Annotated in this window: 16 protein-coding genes, 1 tRNA gene and 2 pseudogenes; 3 read left to right on the top strand and 16 right to left on the bottom strand. The window is 61.6% G+C overall.

All coding sequences use genetic code 11. From position 1 onward, the window contains the following. Positions 1–4: 4 nt before the first annotated feature. From FOE78_RS01845 to FOE78_RS01835, 3 genes are all read right to left on the bottom strand, one after another. A complete protein-coding gene (locus tag FOE78_RS01845) occupies positions 5–2419 on the bottom strand; it encodes a transglycosylase domain-containing protein (protein ID WP_143984815.1) in 2415 nt (804 codons plus the stop codon). After that, the gene (locus FOE78_RS01840) at positions 2412–2831 is read right to left on the bottom strand and encodes a DUF5318 family protein (protein ID WP_143984814.1); all 420 of its coding nucleotides are present in this window, start codon (positions 2829–2831) and stop codon (positions 2412–2414) included. Before FOE78_RS01840 ends, FOE78_RS01845 begins: the two co-directional genes overlap by 8 nt. Before the next feature lie 74 nt (positions 2832–2905). After that, positions 2906–4018: a Gfo/Idh/MocA family protein gene (locus FOE78_RS01835; RefSeq protein ID WP_210414758.1), complete on the bottom strand. Its 1113-nt coding sequence runs from the start codon at positions 4016–4018 to the stop codon at positions 2906–2908. A gap of 116 nt (positions 4019–4134) precedes the next feature. On the opposite strand from FOE78_RS01835, the gene FOE78_RS01830 reads away from it, so the two are divergent. Beyond that, positions 4135–4207: transfer RNA gene (locus FOE78_RS01830), tRNA-Ala, on the top strand. 80 nt (positions 4208–4287) lie between these two features. Here the strand turns inward: FOE78_RS01830 and FOE78_RS23970 are convergent. From FOE78_RS23970 to FOE78_RS01800, 7 genes and pseudogenes are all read right to left on the bottom strand, one after another. Next, a complete protein-coding gene (locus tag FOE78_RS23970) occupies positions 4288–5031 on the bottom strand; it encodes a tyrosine-type recombinase/integrase (protein ID WP_228266173.1) in 744 nt (247 codons plus the stop codon). Between the two features lie 165 nt (positions 5032–5196). Continuing rightward, positions 5197–5508: pseudogene (locus FOE78_RS23965) on the bottom strand (site-specific integrase); the annotation flags it as partial. Then, on the bottom strand, positions 5505–5738 hold the full coding sequence (locus tag FOE78_RS01820) for a helix-turn-helix domain-containing protein (RefSeq protein ID WP_143984812.1): 234 nt from the start codon (positions 5736–5738) through the stop codon (positions 5505–5507). The gene FOE78_RS01820 and the pseudogene FOE78_RS23965, both read right to left, overlap by 4 nt. Then, entirely contained in the window at positions 5728–7461 is a 1734-nt protein-coding gene (locus tag FOE78_RS01815; RefSeq protein ID WP_210414757.1) for a replication initiator, read from the bottom strand. The genes FOE78_RS01820 and FOE78_RS01815 overlap by 11 nt, the downstream gene beginning before the upstream one ends. Next, a complete protein-coding gene (locus FOE78_RS01810) occupies positions 7458–8684 on the bottom strand; it encodes an FtsK/SpoIIIE domain-containing protein (protein WP_143984811.1) in 1227 nt (408 codons plus the stop codon). The genes FOE78_RS01815 and FOE78_RS01810 overlap by 4 nt, the downstream gene beginning before the upstream one ends. Positions 8685–8872: 188 nt before the next feature. Next, positions 8873–9163, bottom strand: a complete 291-nt coding sequence (locus FOE78_RS01805) for a hypothetical protein (RefSeq protein WP_143984810.1) — start codon at positions 9161–9163, stop codon at positions 8873–8875. A 65-nt stretch (positions 9164–9228) separates the two neighbouring features. After that, positions 9229–9660, bottom strand: a complete 432-nt coding sequence (locus FOE78_RS01800; protein WP_143984809.1) for a hypothetical protein — start codon at positions 9658–9660, stop codon at positions 9229–9231. A gap of 141 nt (positions 9661–9801) precedes the next feature. On the opposite strand from FOE78_RS01800, the gene FOE78_RS01795 reads away from it, so the two are divergent. Both FOE78_RS01795 and FOE78_RS01790 read left to right on the top strand, forming a co-directional pair. Beyond that, entirely contained in the window at positions 9802–10650 is an 849-nt protein-coding gene (locus FOE78_RS01795) for a GntR family transcriptional regulator (protein WP_143984808.1), read from the top strand. After that, positions 10647–11363, top strand: coding sequence for an HAD family hydrolase (locus FOE78_RS01790; protein WP_168207330.1), 717 nt, complete (start codon positions 10647–10649; stop codon positions 11361–11363). The genes FOE78_RS01795 and FOE78_RS01790 overlap by 4 nt, the downstream gene beginning before the upstream one ends. 62 nt (positions 11364–11425) lie before the next feature. Here FOE78_RS01790 and FOE78_RS23960 read toward each other — a convergent pair whose 3' ends face one another. The 6 genes and pseudogenes from FOE78_RS23960 to FOE78_RS01765 form a co-directional block, all read right to left on the bottom strand. Next, positions 11426–11692: a hypothetical protein gene (locus FOE78_RS23960; protein WP_228265999.1), complete on the bottom strand. Its 267-nt coding sequence runs from the start codon at positions 11690–11692 to the stop codon at positions 11426–11428. A gap of 141 nt (positions 11693–11833) precedes the next feature. After that, positions 11834–12028, bottom strand: a pseudogene (locus tag FOE78_RS24635) (hypothetical protein); the annotation flags it as partial. Then, positions 12028–13164: a glycosyltransferase family 4 protein gene (locus FOE78_RS24630; protein ID WP_143984805.1), complete on the bottom strand. Its 1137-nt coding sequence runs from the start codon at positions 13162–13164 to the stop codon at positions 12028–12030. The pseudogene FOE78_RS24635 and the gene FOE78_RS24630, both read right to left, overlap by 1 nt. A 44-nt stretch (positions 13165–13208) precedes the next feature. Then, positions 13209–14954, bottom strand: a complete 1746-nt coding sequence (locus FOE78_RS01775) for an ATP-binding cassette domain-containing protein (protein ID WP_143984804.1) — start codon at positions 14952–14954, stop codon at positions 13209–13211. Further along, entirely contained in the window at positions 14951–15679 is a 729-nt protein-coding gene (locus FOE78_RS01770; protein WP_266095002.1) for a DUF692 domain-containing protein, read from the bottom strand. The genes FOE78_RS01775 and FOE78_RS01770 overlap by 4 nt, the downstream gene beginning before the upstream one ends. Before the next feature lie 319 nt (positions 15680–15998). Further along, complete coding sequence (locus FOE78_RS01765) at positions 15999–18083, bottom strand: glycosyltransferase (RefSeq protein WP_143984802.1); 2085 nt, start codon at positions 18081–18083, stop codon at positions 15999–16001. Positions 18084–19140: the final 1057 nt, after the last annotated feature.

Below are 19140 nucleotides of genomic sequence, written 5' to 3'. Positions count from 1 at the left end.
CGGATCAGGCGCCCGACTTGGTGTCTGTCTTCGTCGTGTTCCCGGCAGTGTCGGACTTCTTGGAATCCGAACCGGACTTGGTATCCGTGTTGTCCTTGGCTCCGCTCGTGCCACCGGACTTGGGCGGCTTGCTGGTGGCCGAGGTGCCGGGATTCGGTGCCTTCGACGTCGCCGGCGCGGACGCCTTGTCGGTGGTCTGCTGGGTCGGCTTGTTTGACGGCTGCGTGCTGGCCGTGTTCGTCGGCCGCTCCGACTGCTGATCGGTGGGCTGATCGGACGGCTTGTCGCTCGGCTGATCACTGGCCGAGGCCTGCCCGGTCGGCTTGTCGTTCTGCTTCTTCTGCTGGTCCGACTTCTGCTTCGGCGTCTTCTTCGCCGGCGGCGGGAACTTGTCCCGGTTGACGTAGGCCGGGTCGGTGAATTCGCGGACCTTCTGATCCTGGGTGGCGACCTTCATGTAGTCGACCCAGGTCTGCGCTGGGTAGCTGGAGCCGAAGAAGGTGGCGTCCCAGGGCCGCTTGAAGTTGTCCAGATCCATCGTGCCGCCGTCGCCGGCCACGTACATCACCGAGGTGGCGATCTGCTTGGTGTAGCCGGTGAACCAGGCCGAGGTGATCTTGTCCCCGACGCCCTGGGTGCCGGTCTTGCCGGCCACCGGCCGGCCCAACGACTGGGCCGCGGTGCCGGTGCCGTCCTTGACAACACCCTGCAGGGCGTAGGTGACGTCGGCGGCGACGTCGGAGGAGATCGCCCGCTTCGGCTTCGGATCGGCCTGGTAGATCACCTTGCCGTGGTTGTCCAGGATCTCGGAGATCACGTGGTTCTGCAGGTATTCGCCGTTGTTGGCAAAGGTGGCGTACGCATTGGCCATGTTGAGGGGGCTGACCTGGGCGCTGCCGATCGCGACCCGGTTGTTGGCCACCCAGTCCTGGGCACCCTTCTGCTTCACCGCACCGAGCTTCTGCGCGGTGTCGATCACCTTTTGCGGACCGTCGCCGGGCAGCTTGGTGTCAAGATCAACAAAGGCGGTGTTGATCGAGTCGGCCGTCGCCTTCAGCAGGGTGACCGGGCCGTACTGGGTGGAGAACTCGTTGCGGATCGGCACCCCGTCGCCGGGCGGGGTGAACGTGTTGCCGTTCATGATCGAATACAGGCTGAAGCCGTTCTCCAGTCCGGTCGCCAACGCGAACGGCTTGAAGGTCGACGCCGCGGCCCGCGGGGTGGTCGCCCAGTTGCGCGAGTTCTTGATGTAGTCCGGGCCGCCGTACATCGCCACCACACCACCGGTGTCGGTGTCCACCGAGGCGATCGCCGCGTGCAGGTTGGACTTCTTCCGGCCGGCCAGCTGGGCTGCCTGCGCGGTGTTGTCCTGGGCGGCCTGAACTGCTGCGTCCTGCGCCGACTTGTCGAAGGTGGTGATGATCTTGTAACCGCCACCGCGGACCTGGGCCTGATCGACCGGCAGGGTGGACAGCTCGGACTCGACCGCCTTCATCAGGAAGCCCTGCGAACCGCCGTACTTCTCGCTGACTTTGATCTTGGGGAACTTCGGAAGTTTCTTTGCGTACTTGGCTTCCTGGGCTGCGGTGAGGAAGCCGGACTCCTGCATGGAGGTGAGGACGTAGCGGTAGCGGCCGAGCAGTGGATCGGGGTCGCCGCCGTTCTCCTCCGGGTCGAAGTAGGACGGGCTGTTCAGTACGGCGGCCAGTACCGCGGACTGCGGCACGGTGAGCTCGGAGGCGTCCTCGTCGAAGTAGGCCTTGCTGGCGGCCTGAATCCCGTAGGCGCCCCGGCCGAAGTAGATCGTGTTCAGGTAACCGGTGAGGATGTCCTGCTTGGACATCTGCTGGGACAGCTTGCGGGCCAGCAGGATCTCCTTGTACTTGCGGCTCGCGGTCTGCTCCTGCGACAAGTACATGATCTTGATGTACTGCTGGGTGATGGTCGAACCGCTCTGCAGCGAACCGCCGCGGACGATGTTGGCGCCGGCCCGGATCATGCCCTGGATGGAGTAGCCGGGGTCGGTCCAGAAGGTCTTATTCTCGGCGGCCACCACGGCGTTCTTGATCGAATCGGGCATCTGGTCGTACCGGATGGACTGCCGATTCTGGATGGCGATGTCGCCGAGCTTGGTCTTGCCGTTGTGGTAGTAGATGTTGGTCGTGTTGGTGGTGAATTCGGCGTTCGGGTCGGGCACGGTCAGCCGCTGGTAGGAGACGCCGACGAACGCTGCCGAGGCGAGGCCGCCGACCACGACCAAGATCAACATGGTGAGCGCGATCCGGCCGATGATCCGGCCCGGGCCGCGCTTCTTCTTCTGCTTCCTGCCGGTGGCCTTGTTGGCGGTTGCCTTCTTGGCTGTGGACGCACCTGTCTTGGCGGAGGTCCCCGAGCGGGTCCTCCGGTTGGATTCAGCCATAGATGTCCTCGACGGTCTGCTGGCGGCGTGGGGGCTTGCGCTTGACCCCGTCGCCAAGCAGATACGAAGTGATCATGTGGTTCCAACCGCAGGCCGGGCAGACCTCGACCACCACGACCTTGAACTCACCGAACTGGTTCTGCATCAGGTCCAGCTCGGCCAGCTTCTTGATCCGGCCGGAGTACTGCCCGAGCTGGTCGCCGAAGACGTAGTGCAGATGCACCATCTCGTCGCTGCTGCAGACCGGGCAGGCGTCGTCGGTGGTTTCGCCGTGATGCTTCGCGGCCCGGACCAACATCGGATCGGCGTCGCAGGCATCCAGGGACGCCAGATTACGCACCGGCTGCCGCATCGCCGTCAGAGTTGCACGACGCTGCAGCGCGTAATCGATGACCTCCCGCTGCGACCACATGGGCTCTAGGGTACGACCAGGGCAAGCAGCCGCAGAACCCTTAAGGGGGTTGCCGCGGAGGTCTCAGCCGATCATTATCCGGCCCAATCCTCCCGCTCGGTCTGCACCACCGAACCGTTCCGTGCCGACTCGGCGATCGCCAGCGCGAGCAGCTGGTCCTGCGCAGCCTGAGCCAGCGGGTAGGGCGGTTCGCCGCCGTCGCGGACCCAATGACCGGTGCGTTCCAGCAGCGTGGCGACGGCGATCTCCTCCTCCGACAGCCGGGCGCCGAAGTAGGGGTTGCGGTAGAGGACGCGTTCGCCGTCGCCGATCTGGTAGAGGTCGCGTTCCTCGAAGCTGAGGTATTCGCCGGTCTGCCAGCGGGTGAGCTCGGACCGCAGCGGCTGTTTCGGCGCGGCCAGTCGGGTGAGTTGGTCATCGGCGAGTTCGCCGTGGGTGCCGCGGACCAGCATCCGGTTGCCGCGGATCGGATTGCGGACCTGGTTGTCGGTGTAGTCGTACACGCCGACCCGGCCGCCGAAGTCGAGGGTGGCCAGGGTGGTCCTGCGGTTCTGCGGTTCGAGGTCGTCGGCCCAGCCGGCACGGGTCTGCGGGTCGACCACCGGCAGCTCGAACTGCTGGGCGCTGACCCGAGCAGGTTCGAATTCGACGCCGAGCAAGTGCCGCAGCAGGGCAACCGCGTGGTAGGTCTGCGTCGAGGAGACGTAGGCCCAGGTGGGGTCGCCGAGTGCGCCGGTTTCCAGCAGCGCGCGTCGGGCCGCGTTGCCCGGGGCGTACGGATATTGCTCGGCCACCTGCACCAGCCCGCTCGCCCCGACGTTCTTCCAGAGCGCTCGCAGCCCGTCGACGTCCGGCGCCGGCGGCGTCTCCGCCAGCACCGGGATCTCACGGGCAACCAGGTCGCCGATCACCGACGGGGTGACCGCATGCGGCGTCGAGGTGATCATGAAGTCGACCGGATGGTGCTCGAGGAATGTGCCGAGATCGGTGTAGGCCGGCACCTGCCAATCCTCCACGATCTCGTCCACGCGCGTTTCGGTCCTGGTGACCACGCCCTCCAGCGTGAACCGCTCCGGCATCCGTTCGGCGATCCGGACGAACGCCTCAGTCCGGTAGCCGCTGCCGACCACTCCGTACCGGATCGGACCGTGTGTGCGATGGGCCCCGTGCGCGGCGTGGATGTCCACCCCGACCTCCTCGATGAGTCAGCTTTTGTCCGACATCATCGCAGTGCCGTAAGCTTTGGCGTCGACCTGGTACGACGTCAGTGAGCCTGTCGAAGGACCTGACCGGGAACCGATCTGGGGCTATGGCGCAATTGGTAGCGCACCTGCTTTGCAAGCAGGGGGTTAGGGGTTCGAGTCCCCTTAGCTCCACCCCTAGTCAGACCGCATTTCAAGCCCTCATCGGAGGCACCGAAATCGGCACTTGCAGCAGCAAACTGCAGCAGCATCGTTCAATTCCTCCCGAAATCGAGCCGCCCACCGAGCTTCGTCAAAGCTTCACGCGTCGAGGCGGAGGCGACCTGGCTGTAGATGTCCATCGTCACCGCGATCTGGCTGTGCCGAAGGATCTGCATCGCGACCCGAGGGTGCACATCCAACTCGACCAGCAACGAAGCACACGTCCGTCGCGTTGAGTGCACCGGAACCACCGGCACCCCGGCAGCCGCTGCACGCTCCTTGAACTTCCGGTGGAAGTTGCGAGGATCAATCGGCAGCCCGTAGCGCGTCGACAGAACCAAGTCGTTGTCGTGCCAAGCTGGACCAGCTGCCAGCCGCCAAGCACTCGCCAACGCGCGATGCGACGCCAGAGCGTCGGAGCAGATCTGCGGCAAAGGAAGCACCGCTTCCGACGCGTACGTCTTCGTCCTCCGGAGCACCAATTCACCGTTCGTCCGCTGCAACTGCCACCGAATCCTTGCCTCCGCCGCATCCAGGTCGACGTCCGACCACTTCAGGCCCAACAACTCCCCGCGACGCAGCCCCAGGACCAACAGCAAGACATAGCCAACGTGATACGGGTCGCCACTCTCCCGCGACGACTCCAAGAACCGGCGCGCATCCTCGACCGTCCACACCGCCCGCCCTTGCGTTCGCGGAGCGGACACCCGAACCAACGCCGCGACGTTACGCGCCACGAGCTCCTCCCGAGTCGCCTGAGACAACGCCGCTCGCAGCACCCGGTACGCCTGATGCACTGCCCAATCACCAAGCAGCTGGTTACAGCATCGACCCACTGCGCAGCACTGCGGCCTCTCCCGCGAGGCGTCCTTGCCCTGCGCACAGCATTGACACGTCACCCGAAGACGATTCAGCCACGACTGCACGTCGCGCACAGTGATCCTGTCCAGCCGTTTCGCACCGAGGCTCGGAACGATGTAGAGCCGAACACACATCCGATAGCTCGCCGCGGTCGTCGGCGCCAACGATGGCTCGACGACCTCATCCAGCCAACCGTCAAGAAACTGCTCAAGGCGCGGAGCCTTCGTCACCACAGGACCACGACGGGCGGACTCGTGCAGCCGGAGGTACTTCTCCCGGACGTCCTCACGCGTCTTGCCCGTAACGTACTTCCGCTGCCGACGACCACTCGGAGTCGTCACCCAGACATACGCCCGAAACCCATGCGGATAGGGATAGATCGAACCCTCACCGTTCACTCGCCGCGGGCTCATGACGTCCACCAGGCCTGCTCGGCCTCAGCCGCTCGCATCGCAACGTACTCATCAACCCACTCCGGCAACACCCGGCGGGACCGGCCATCCTTCAACGATCGAAGGTCACCAGCAAGGATCAACGACCGCACCTTCGACTCGCCGTAACCCAACAGTTCTGCCACCTGAGCAACCGTGTACCACTTCGGACGAAGCACACGAACCTCATGATCAACCGCATTAGCCGTCATGATCACCCTCCGTGCCGTTCCCGGGAGTGGCCTCCCCGACTTGTGATTGTCTGGTCCCCGGGCCGCGCGTCAAGGGCACTTCGTGTCCTTCGGATTCGCTGCGCTCACCCTTGACCCACGGCCCGGGGACCACATTTGGGCTGGTTATCGGGGAGGCCACCCTGTGGTCACCCTCTCGGTCTGCACCTGGCGGCGGACGGTCGGCGGTTTCATGATCAATTGCCGAAACAGTGTCCACAGCCTGGCGTTTCTTGGCTGCCTCGTACTGTTCCCGCCACCTGGCCCGTTCGTTCACCGACTGCAGAATTGTCCACACGTAGCCGGCATGATCAACTTTCGAGTCCGACCAGACGAACCGCGGCCGCCCGTCCGGCAACCTGACCGACGCCGCCAATCGTTCGATCTCCGGCGCCACGATCCCCGAGTTCAACAGGGCTTCGCGCACCACGGTCGCCCGATCGGCCCGGTGTTCCTTCAACGTCTTGCCTGACCACTGCCGCGACACCAGGACCCGCCGGCCACCGATGCCGAGGTTCTCCCGATCATGCGCTTTCGACACACACGCGCCGGGCCGCAGTCCGGGACCGGCGTTCTTCGGCTGCACACCGAACCGGAGCCAGTTCGCGCACCGCTCGCTGCACGGCAAGTACAGCAACTCCTGGTGCAGCCGATCCACGTGCGACTCGTAGTCAAGATCAACAACAGCAGCATCGTTGTCGACGTACGTGTCGGCGATCGACTTGGCCAGATACTTGGTCAGGTAGCGAATGGCCCGGTCGGCGTCCTCACTCGGGGCGATGATGCCGGCCATGTCCACCTGCGACCCCAGCCGCAGCACGTGCGCCGCCCGACCATCCTGATCAAGATCAGCAACCGCCTGATCCCAGGTCGGCAGAACGACGCCGGAGTCGGGATCAACGTAGTCGTGCCCGTCCCAGACCGGCACCCGATCCACGTACACCGGTTGATCGAAGTGCGGCCACCAGACTTGGGCGTAGGTTGCCCGAACGACCTGCCGAATCGTCTGGCGCGGGATCGCACCGCGCGCCGCGGCATGCAAGTGCGGTGCGAGCCGTTTCTGTGGTTCAACAGCGGCGAAGTATTGGACCTTGAACCCGGCACAGCGGCGCAGGTTCTGCCAGAACCGGTCCACCAGCTTCGGGAAGTGCAACGCATCCAACGCAGCCCGACGGTAGTTGTAGCTGCTCGGGTCGACCGGTGCCCCGTTGGCCTTGACCTTGCCGTAGGAAGGAAGGGTGATCGTGACGAACATGCTCGGCCGGTACCGTCGCCCATCCGGCGTCTCAAACACCCGGCCAACCGTGCGATCCTCGACCGGAACCCGAGGAAGCTCGGCAGCATCCTGCCGCCGGCGTGTCGACCGAACCCGCCGAGCATCACTCTCGTCCAGATCACCCGCACCGGTCTCGGCATCAAGATCATCAGCGGCAGGGTCCTCGGACGGTTCCGGAGTGTCGATTTCGGGTTCGACGTCGCGGTGCCATCCCTCTGCGCATTGTTGGATCCGGAGCCGGCGTGCCTTGTCAGCGCACGACGGGCACACCGATTCGCGCGTGGAACCGCAGGGCAGCGCCACCCGGGTCTCGTCCCCGGTCTGCTGATCGATCACCCGCCGCAACAACGGCCGGACACACACCTTCTGCTCGACCGCCAGCTCCCGGGCCATCTCCGCTGTGACCTCAGGCATGATTGCCGCGCTCACGCCGCCACCTCCTCGGCCGCCAGCGCCTTGCTGTGTTTGCGGCACGCCTCGGCGATCTGTTCATCGCTGACGTAGGAAAATCGGACCCGGCGCGGTTCAGCGATGCCGTCGACCACGACGTAACCCACACCGGGGAGACGTTCGGGGATCCGGTCGGCCAACGCGCCACGCGATCGAGCACCCTGACCCAGCACCAGACCGACCTGCTCGGATTCGTTGACCCGCAACGCGATCCGGGTCGGGAACAGGTCCCGCATCGGCAGCACTTCCTTGCGCGGATCCTGCACCGCGCCCACGACCACCACGCCCACGGCCCTGCCTTGGGACAACAACAGCCCGAGTGCAGTTTCGATCCGCTTCTTCAGCGTCCGGTCCGAAACCCAGCCCGTCAACGCAGCCAGCTCGTCAATGACGATGATCAACAACGGCTCATCCACCGTCGGCGCGTGCAGCCGGGACACGCCGCGCAGCTGATCTTGCCGCTGCCGCATCGTCACCACAGCGTCCTCGAGCAGCCCGGCGAACGCTTCCTCGTACGAGGCCGAGGTGGCGTCGCCGTGGCAGAACCGATCAAACAAGCCAGCACCCAGGGACAGCTCCATGCCGCCCTTCGGATCGATCGCCCACACCCGCACCAGGCCGGCCGCGATCGCCGGCTGCAGACCAACCAGCAGCGACCACACCACCGACCCCTTACCGGCGCCCGTCGCACCCACCACCAGCACGTGCGAGCCGATGATCATCAACCGATGGACCTGGCCGTCCTCAGCCCGAGCCACCGGAACGCCCCGCGTCAGGTCCTCCACCGTGGTCGGCCACGGCTGCACCACCTGCTCCAACGGTTCCTTGATCAACATCCACAACTCGATCCGATGCGGACGACCCGGAACGCTGTGCACACGGCAATCCAACGCACCAAAGGTCTGCGCCAACCGATCAGCCACCGCCGCGAAGTCGTCCAACACCTGACCTGGCAGCATCTCCACCCGAACCCGATCCACCGATCGAGAACTCCGCACCCGAACCAGCGGCGGCACCCGCCTCACGTCGCCACTCATCCGCACCAGGCCGGACGCGTCCATCGCCAGATCCCAATGCCGCCGATAAGTCCGCCGACGCCGCCGCGACGACCGCAACGGAATCCAGACCAGCCGATCAAACCCGGCCGGCCAACGCCACCGCCAACCCGCCAAGACCACCACCACGGCCGGAACTGCCGCCACCGGCCGCAAGCCGTGATGGATAAGGCACCAAACAAGGCCCACGAAACCGACGATGGTGATCAGAACAAACGGCGCCCGGACGCACCGGCGAAGCCCCCGAGCAATGCCGCGGTACAAACCAACCATGATCACCACCCATGCCGGCTGACGAACAATCGGCCCGACCCGCACGACAAGGCGCCGCATGATCAAAACCGCCCACTCACACCGGAATGAATCCGCCCCGGCGGTGTCCAGGCGTCCCTCCCGGTCGATTCCGATCCGATCTCGTCTCCGTCCGCGTCCACCTCGAGCAGATCCGAGACAACCTCAAACTCGGTCATAGCAGCTTCCAGCAGTGCAGTCAGCCGTTGACGTGCGTGTCGTACCTCCCGCTCGAAGGCCAACAACGCGTCCGGGTCCCGACACATCAGCGTCACTTCCGGCGCGACATCGATCGAGACGAATGGGTCAGCACCGGCGAACTCTCGAGCCGTCACGGTTCCCGGCGCTCCTAGGTGGACCATGACCGAAGCGCAACCCCGGTTCATCGGAGCGAGACTCATCAGGCAGCCCTCCCCGACTCAGTGCGCCCACCGTCGGGCTTGGCCACGGGGGCGTTCTTCGGCGCGGAGAGACCGGAGCAGCGCAGGCTGTAGGCAATCTTCGGCCGGATGCCGCCCTCCTTGATGTACGGCGTCATCTGCAGCCCTTCAAGGTAGACGGGACGAACCGGGACGCCTGAGACAGCTTCCGGAGGGATCGGCTGCACTTCCGCTGCGATCTTGACCTTAAAAGTGCGTTCGCGGGCGTCTGGGTCGAAGTCGATGACATCGACCGACCACATGGGCAACCCCGTCTCTCGGTCGCGCGACTGCACGGGGTTCTCACGCGTCGAGCGTTCGAAGTCGTTGATGGGCGTCACTGCGGAGACGACACCGCACCCAAGCGGAAACAGCGTCTTGCAGTCGATGGTGAACGGCCCTTGGATAGCCATGACAGGTCCTCTCGATAGACGTTTGGCCAACTGGCCTAGTCATGTTGTTCAAGTAAGACGGTAGCACTAGCCTGCCTAGCCATGTCAAGCATTTGGACAACTTTTCTATGTCGCCTAGCCATGTGGCTCTACAGTGGCGTCATGAGTGGGCTTGATCTCGACAATCCGAAACCGCCGTACATGCAGGTGGCACAGCTGTTGCGCGCCGCGATCCTGAGCAAGTCGATCGAGCCCGGGGATCGCCTCCCGTCTCAGGCGGAGCTAGCCAAGCGGTATGGCGTTGCCAGGATGACGATCCAACAGGCCCTGCGGCTCCTACGCGAGGAGAATCTGATCGTCTCCCGCCAGGGGAGCGGCGTCTTTGTCCGCGAGCGTACGAGTCGTCCCGTCGGTCTTCGACCGCACATCGAGGCTGCCTTCGAACACGCCGACGTGCAGATTGACTTTTCCGGCTACACCGCTGAAACCCTGCACACCGCCATCCAGGAACCGATCGACAAGATCCGCGACGGAAGACTCGCGCCCAGAAGCATTCGGCTCCGGCTGCTACTCGCCGACATGACCCAGCCGATCGCGTTGCCGGTGCGGGCCGGTGACGACCCAGGAGACGACCCAAGGGTTCGCCAACGAATGCAGAAGACGATCGAACGCTACGCCGGCGGCATCAACGAGTCATTGGGTGAACTAGCCCTGCTGGGCTTAGTCGAGAAGGCATCGGCCGACATCCGTGTCCATGGCTCGGCACCGTTGTTCAAGCTGTATCTGATCAACCGGGCGGATCTCTTCTTTGGCTTCTACCCAGTTGTAGCTCACGACGTCGTGATCGGCGGGGAGGTGGTACCGACCTTCGATCCAATGGGAAAGGACACCGCACTCTTCCACCACACTGCGACGAAGGATCCCGACGCACTGGGCACTCAGTACGTCACAGAAGCTGAGCGATGGTTCGACAGCGTCTGGTCCACAATCGCCCGGCCGGTGACACTGTGACCACCAACCCAAGTCAGATCTTGGCCGAAACGACCGCAGTCTTTCTCGACTTCGATGGCCCCGTGACGCATCTGTTCGCCGATGGACGTAACCAGGCCATCGCTGACCGTATGCGGTCAAGACTGGAACAGCATCAACAGCCGGCCAATGGAGAGGCGGCCACAACGGCTGATCCGCTTGCCGTTCTCCGGTGGGCGTACGACCACTGCACGCCCGATGCAGCCGCAGACGCGGAGCAGACCTGCATTGACGGAGAAGTGCAAGCGGCTGGCGACAGCGACCCAGCTCCCGGGTCGACGGTCTTCATCCGCGCTTGTCGCGCCTCGGGCCGCCCCTTGATCATAGTCAGCAACAACTCGGCGGACGCCATTCATGCATACCTTGAGCGCCTCAAGCTTTCGGACCAGGTAGACGCCGTTGTAGGGCGCGTCCGAGGCGACCCATACCTCATGAAGCCGAACCGACACCTTATCGACCAGGCGCTCCAGCTCATCGGATCGGAACCCTCGACGGTCGCATTCATCGGGGATTCGGTTAGCGACGTTGAAGTCGGAGAGCTAACGGGTCTCAGGACCATCGGATATGCGAAGCGGCCCGATCGACGCAGAGAACTTGGTCAGGCCGGAGCCCAGGCCCTCACAACGACGATCGGGACCCTCGCCGACTCGATTTCCGAATTTCTCAACCGGCAAGGTGACAACGACTCCGCATAAGTGGTCTCCCCACATAATGTCAAGTCGACCGGCCGTCGAGGCCCTGCACAATCGTATCGGAATCAGGACTCCAGGCCTTCACGACCGTTCAGCGCCCTCTCAATGGCCTGAAGCCGCTCCTCGACCGCTGCCACACGGGTATCGATCGCAAGGTTACCTCCGGATCGCGAATCTTCCTTAGCCATGGCAGACAGCAGATCTGCACGAATCTTGCCCGGACTCGGACACAGATCAGACACCACCCGAACTGCACCGCCGCCGATCTCTCCCATCACGCCGAGCACCAGGTGCTCATTTCCGACACCGCTGGCGCGCATCAGTGTGGCCATAAGACGGGCTGCCTCGAGAGCACTTCTCGCATGCAACGAAAACGACACATGCGCGCCACCTTCAGTAACGCTCGGACTAATGGTCCTTTCGATCTCCCGACGCACAGATGACGCCGTCAGTCCGAACTCTTCAAGGATGCGACACGACATACCCGACCGATCGTGTAAGACACCGAGAAGTATATGCTCAGTTCCAACACAATTCGATCGAAGGACCCGGGCTGCCCCCTTACCATTTTCAATACTTACTCGCGCCTCGGATGTAAACGATTCAAACACTGCAACCACATCTCCTGTCAAACACCACGAACAAGACAGCGGGCAAACATAACTCATCACAGCGTCGCTCGGTACACATCCAGAAGGTTCTCCGCGACCGCTTCCCATGAGTACCTATCAGAAGTCTCTCGCCCCCTTCGCGCAATGACGCCATACGGGATGCGACCATTAAGGACATTCAACATGCAGTCCGCGAAGCATTCGTCGTCGTCCACGCGACACAAGAATCCGTTGAATCCAGGCTTGATAAAGTCCACAAATCCACCAGTGCGGGAGGCCACAACAATTGCCCCGGCCGCCATAGCCTCTAACGCAGCCAATCCGAATGGCTCTTCACGGCTCGGAAGACAAGCCACTGACGCGCTCGCAACCTCATCGCCGAGCTCTCTTCCGTCGAGCCGACCCCGAAACCTAACCGCGGACTCGATACACAACTGTTTAGCGAGCAAGGCAAGCCGCTCCGCCTCGGGCCCGCTGCCGATGACTTCGACTTCTAGGTCGGGCACTTCAGTCAGTACACGCGAAACAGCCCGCAGGAATGTGTCGCAGCCCTTGCGTCGAATCAACTGCCCAAAGAACAACACCTTCTTGTGAAACCGTCCCGTAACCAACGGACGCCCGAATACTTGAGTGTTCACTCCACCAGGTACAATCTCAACCCGACTGTCAACATATCGAGTCGCGACGCGACGTGCCATATCCAAACTGCAGACCGTCAGCGCATCCGCACATTCTACAACTTGCCTCTCCCAACGTATTCGCAACGCACGCCGCTGATCACTGGCTCCTACCGCGAGGTTCGCGTCCGTATGCAATGTCGCAACTTTGAGCGGAGCTTGAAGCCGGCCGACTGAAGGCAGGGATGGCGCCACCAACCAGTCGTGTAAGTGAACAACATGCCAAGGTCCGGCGTCGATCGACCTCTCAATAGCGGCCGCATAACGAGATGCGTAGTCCTGCCACGTAAAGACACGACTCCAATGCCGTGGGCCGGTGTCACTGCTGGCACCGAATACCTCTACCCCGTTTTCAATCCAGCTGCCACCAGGCCAGCATATTCCAACGCGAGCGCCGGCCGCGACAAGCCCATGAGCAGCCTCAGTGACAAATCGGCCAATTCCTCCGCGATGGTGTGGCGCCACAGATGCCGAGATGAACAGTACGTTAAGCGCCACGCGAAATCCTTCAACCATGAGTCGGGCGGCAGATCTGTCGAAAGCCGGCCGCAATCCACAAATCAAGCACCTACCACGTCAGTTGCAATCAAAAGGCCACGATCGATCACAAGTCGCCTCGTGGCCACATTGAGAAGGCCGTCATCGTGCGTGATCACAATAACCGCCGCATCCTTAGCGAGCTGCTCAATCCGATCGCCAACCAGCCGCCTTGAGTATCCATCAAGGCCCGCCGTTGGCTCATCGAGGACGTAGAGCTCGCGCTTCCTGAGCAAGACCCGCGCCAAGGCAAGACGTCGTCTCTCCCCGCCGGACAGGTTGACACCGTCGAACCCCAGCGGTTCGGATAGTCCCAACTCGGAATGTGACGACCTATCTGACAATCCCACTTCAGCGAGAGTGCCTTCCAAAGCAGAGTCTGCGACATCGCCGCCTAAAAGAAGGTTCGACCTCCAGTCGGCATCAAGAATGTATGAACTCTGCGGTAAATATCCGATACGCTCAGGGAGGGCGACACCCAAATCGCTAATCGGAACCCCATCTAATGTCACTGAACCCGACGATGGGGACAGCAGTCCGACACAAAGCATTCCAAACGTCGTCTTCCCCGCCCCACTGCGACCAGAAATCGCGATCAGCTGCCCTCGGGGAACGTCCATAGACACCGGTCCAACCGATGCTACCGAATCCCCAGAGTAGTGGAACGCGACGTCCCGCAGCGACAACCCCATGCCCGACGGCGCTCTCGCCGATCGATCATCGGAGCGCCCCGGCCGCGGCCCCGCCTCATCGCCAGGTTCTTCAGCACCCAAGAAGTCCGCGATCCGATCCCACACGGCAAGATCTCGAACAAAATCCCCGTATATCGAAAGGAGCTGATTGAGTGGACCGCCGGGCGAATACAACCGAGTCAGAATGGCCACGAATCCGACGGCACCGCCAACAGTGATCGAAAACGCGCCGCCAAATCCACCCATATGGGAAACGGCAACTAGACCATAAATGATTGGCGGAAGCCAGCTAAAGAGAATGCTTGAGCTAGTGAAAAATACTCGGCCGGCGCGTTTTTCCCGGAGGGCCAACAGCGGTAGCTCCGCGATACTCTCACGAAAAATGTCCCGAAGACGAGCAACGGATCCCAGTGTGCGGGCCGTCACAACAGCATCTCTGCTTGTTGTGGTAGCGACGGTTCCGTTTAAGCCGGCAAGCCGCTCCTGTCGGATACGTGCAACTCTTCGTCGAACGATACCAATTCGCCAGATAAGAACTAGATACAGAGGCAGAATACACACGGCCACGAGGGAAAGCTGCCAGTTCAGAAGAAACATGCCACCGATCGAACCACCGAGGATTGTGAGGTTCAGTAGTGCGCCACGCGCAGGTTCAAGTATGGAGTTCTCGATGGACACCGTGTCTGTGACTATTGCAGCATGCCCATGGCCACCGCCAGCCCGGTCAATTGCTTCCATCGGCTGGTGGTGAACAGCGTCAAAGAGTCGCACTCTCAGGTCGCGGATAGCCAGTTGGCTAATCTCCGTGACTTGGAGCGCATGCCACATACCACCAATGCCGGCTATCAAAGGCAGCAGCAGCAGAAGAATGACGTCCCTCGCGATTACGCCACCGCGAGGCTGGACAGCGAACGCTTCATTGACCAGAGTCGCAAGTATCAATGGAGTCACGATGCTCGCAACCGATGTGACTACCGTCGCCAGGCCGACAACGACCAGTCGGCCCGAATACGGCCTGAAGGTCGAGCGGAGCAAGCGGCGCCATTCAGGTGCATCGCGTCGCAGCTTGCTCTTCACGTCAGAACTACTTCCCTCGCTCGCGCGACCTGCGACACAATGGTCGCGGGGTCTGCGTAATTCTGATCGTGCTCAATGATGAGGTTGAAATTTCGTGTAATGCTAGAAACGGTTTTTAGCAACTCCCAAACAGCGTCCGGAACTGGGTGAGAGTGACTATCTACAAGCACATCGTCACGCCACCGTCCTCCTGCCAGGTGGACATGCCGCACTCGATCCAACGGCATGTGCGACAGCTCCGCATCTGGATCTCTGCCCTGGTTTACGCAATTTGTGTAGAGGTTCGTAATGTCCAGAAGCACAAGCGCACCGGTGCGGTCAATGACTTCTGAGAAGAATTCAGCCTCGCTCATGTCGGGCGAGGGCAAAATCAAAGGCTGTGTGATGTTCTCTAGGGCAAGCGGTAAGCCCAACTCATTCTGAACGATGTCAACATTACGCGCGACGATGTCGACAGATGCGCGACTTGGCAACAGCGGACCAAGATGCCCCATGTTCACGCCTGGAGCGCGTGTCATGCACAAGTGTTCAGAATAGTAGTCCGCGCCAATCTCGTCGCAAACCTGTCTAATCGACTGCAAATACTCCGGCCGAGGACGAGTAAACGAACCAATCGAGAGACCTGTACCGTGCGGGACTACATGATAGGCAGCCGCCAGTTCGCGAAGTAGTTCCCTGGACTTGGAGTCAAAGAACTGCTCGCTTAAGACTTCAAGAGTGTCCACGTACGCAGCGTTCGAAATTTCATCCATGAGCTCAGACCGATATCCCAGCCCGAAGCCACCCGTCCGAACATTCACGACGGGACCCGGCTCAACGGCTCCCCGAGGCTCCGAGTTCATTGCATCCCCGATTGAGCTAGTGAACGAGTGACGGGTCCACCGTCACATGATCGCTGGTCATCTCCGTCTACGGCTCGCGGGTCGATTGTCCGGGACAGAATCCGGCCAAAACATGCCTGACATATATCACAGGGGTGTTCATCGCTGACCGGCTCAACGGGGACCTCGCGAAACTGCAAGGTTTCGAGAACAATTCCTGACATCACTCAATCACCACCATGAGTGCCTGATCCACACACATCTGGCATGCCTTTGCGACCTGCTCGGCATCAACCGATCCTCCATTGTCACGAGCATAGAGCTCCGCGATCTCCGCGATCGTTCTCGGTGACTCCGATGCGTACCCCAGAAGACGCCCAACCGCTCCAGAGATCTCCACGCATGGACTACGGTTTAAAGAATCAGCGGGCCGGAAGGCAACCTTCATCCCACTGTCAAGCTGTGCGCCATCGAACGATGCCGGATCGATAAGGCTAGTCACCGGGTAGTCGAACGACTCAATCATCATTCGCGGATCTCGAGCCACCTTAGAATCTGGGGATAGGCCGCCGGTCTTTGCATTTATTCGCAGCAGGCTATCCAAGGAACTCACTCGGGTCTTGACCTCAAGTAGGCATCGGTCAAGTTTGCATATATTCATGGCCCTGAGTGTTCGATCGTCGGCATTAGGAATGCTGAAGGAGTCCTCAAGAAAGCGTGCAAAGGCCAGGATGTAGTCGACCCGGCTTCTTGAGGGGTCTGGCGCGTGAAGCCCGTAATATTCCGAGAAAAGCTTGGAGAAATCGTCCTCCAGAAAGCCGTGAGCACGAGGCAGTTGGTGCTCAGCCGACTGGCGCCACTTGGACATAAGGGACGCCGCGAAGTGATCCAGCATCCTGCGATTGATCTTCCGCAGAACTTCCGTCTCATCGTCAGACAGATCATACCCACGCATGGCCTCGGCCGGTGCTACCTTGAACCATTCTCTGAAAGGCTCACTGACACTAAGGCGAGCCACAAGTTTCTGTACAGCGATGGCTGACACCTTCTGCTTCCTTTCCCTTACCGCCTCGAGCCGCAGGTCCCAATGCGTTTGTAGGATCTCGCGGTACTCGACCCACGAGGGAGCCGATGCCGCATAGTGGACGAGTGCTGCTTCAGCTCTCTGTGCGGCGTCCCCAGAAGGCTCCAGGGCCGTGTCGAGTGCTGCGGCAAGCTCCTCCGGTTGAGTCGGATCGACGACGAGATACGGCTCACCCTCGACGGGGGCCTTCGCTGCCACCTCTTGCGAGACAACAAGGGGGCGCCCGCATGCCATTACTTCTCTCATGATTCCCGGGCGGTGGATCGCGATTGGGAAGTTCCGTTCTAGGAACGCAACGGCGGTGCACCCACGGATGAACTGAGGAATCTCCCAATGCGGGATGAAGGGAATCCACGTAATGTTCCCCGCTACACCGAGCTCGGTGGCTCTGGCGTGCATCTGCTCGAGAGCGACCGGCGGCCCCGAGGATAGCACCACAAGGTTGTACCGAGCGGAACGCATACGACGGAGCCCTTCGACAAGGTCAAAAGAGCCCTTGAATTCGCCGACTTTTCCGTAGACCCCAAGGGTCGGCGCGGACTCGTCAAACCTAGAATCGGCATTCAAGCGAGCATGGATGGAGCCTGGATCAAGCCCCGCTCTCCGTGCACTGAAGTCCAAGGTCTGACCGCTGGGCCTGAAGTAGTTGTCGTTCAGACAATCTGGCGGTGAGTTCAGAAATGCGTCCGGATCGATGCCGAGATGGATAAGAGCCCTCTTGACTCTCGCTGACGCGATTATGTAGGAGGCATCTGCGAATACGCGCTCATACACGCCACGCAGTTCCGGTGCGCGGTTGTAGAGACGTCCAACGTCGCTGCCTGCGTGTCGAACCCCGTATGGGATTTCCAGCAGCTTGCTAACGACCATCGCCGCGACGCCGTACGGTTCCAGGTAGTGAGCGTGAATGAATTCCGGGCGAGAACGCTCAAACTGAGTTAACGCTAAGCCCACCAGCTTGGAAACGAACGGATTCGACCGTGGTATATGGCGAAGTGCGGCCGCAGGTGTGACGGTACTATGAATGGACAGAAGGGGATTTGTTGGCATCTGCCCTAGATGACTAGAGCGGTACTCCTGCTCGACCTCTGATGCGTTCGTTACAACGGTGGTTGCGTAGCCAATTTCCGCCGTCGCAAGGGCCTCCCAGAATGTTGATCGGCTGACTCCCCCTTCGATGGGAGGGACCTTTCCGATTATTCCTATCCTCACGCCTGACACCATTCTTGTTTCATAGTCAACCGCGGTTCTAGACCCGTGACTGACAGAACGTGGTGTGCGCTAGACTGAACACCCGCTACATCCCTGGCATCCGTCACAGAATCCGAGGGGCTCCGATTTGTCGAAGGCCATGAGCTGTGAGGCCGAGCTGATCTCCGCAATCGTGAACTCGGAGGGTGTGTCGAGATCCGTGAACTCTGGCACCCCCAATGCTGTCTCCTGACATTGGCCGGCATCCGGCGCAATCAATGTCGTCATGCTTAACTTCTCCTGTCGTGGAATTGCGCGACGCTCTACTACAATTCTTTGCCGCCATGGCGGGATCCTTTCGCCGCTTTGACGGGCCGCGCGCACAGGAGTGCGACCTGGGCACGCATAATGGCGTGATCATCCTCACGGTGCGGGAGGTAATCAGAGTGCTTCGTGAACAATCGGGTCTGAGACGAGATTATCCCCGGCAGGACCCGGAGCACCCGACGCAACCGCTGCAGCCTGAGCAGTAAGCGGCACTGTTGACGACCTCGACAATCATGCCGTCAAAGTCGTCGATCCAGAATGGATCGAGCCCCTGCTCCGCGCCGGACCGGTTACTGGTCGGCAGCCCAATCGTGTCGTCCGCCGCCAGGTACTCCATTGAGACGGCGCCTTGCAAAGTCCCAGTTGTCACGGTAAGCCCCAATCGTCGTTGAATGGGCCCGGCGTCGGTGGCGGGACTTGAGAGGCCGCCCTACGGACGAGGCGGACATCTGCATCGAGTGTCCCCTTAGCCGGACGTTGCTTCGGGACGCTAGCACCGCATCAAGGGGTCGTCAAGGCTTCCGTTCCAGCAGACTGTGACGCGCCCGGATTGACGGCTTCGTGGGCATCTACTCCTGGCCCTCGTCTGCTCGCCAGCCACGTAGTCATCGACCCTCCCCGAGCTGGGCGTACTGGCCACTTCTGAGCGAGGTGCCGAGGCCGCACACTGAACACGCGGGCCACGCTTCGCCGCTGACGCCGGTCAAGAGTCCCCTTGACCATTGGAGTGGTGCTTCGTATGCAAACATCGTCGGTAGTCCGC

This window comes from Microlunatus elymi, assembly GCF_007362775.1.
Lineage (GTDB): Bacteria > Actinomycetota > Actinomycetes > Propionibacteriales > Propionibacteriaceae > Microlunatus > Microlunatus elymi.
Note: the sequence above shows the minus strand (reverse complement) of the source record. Positions and strands in the feature narration are given on the sequence as shown.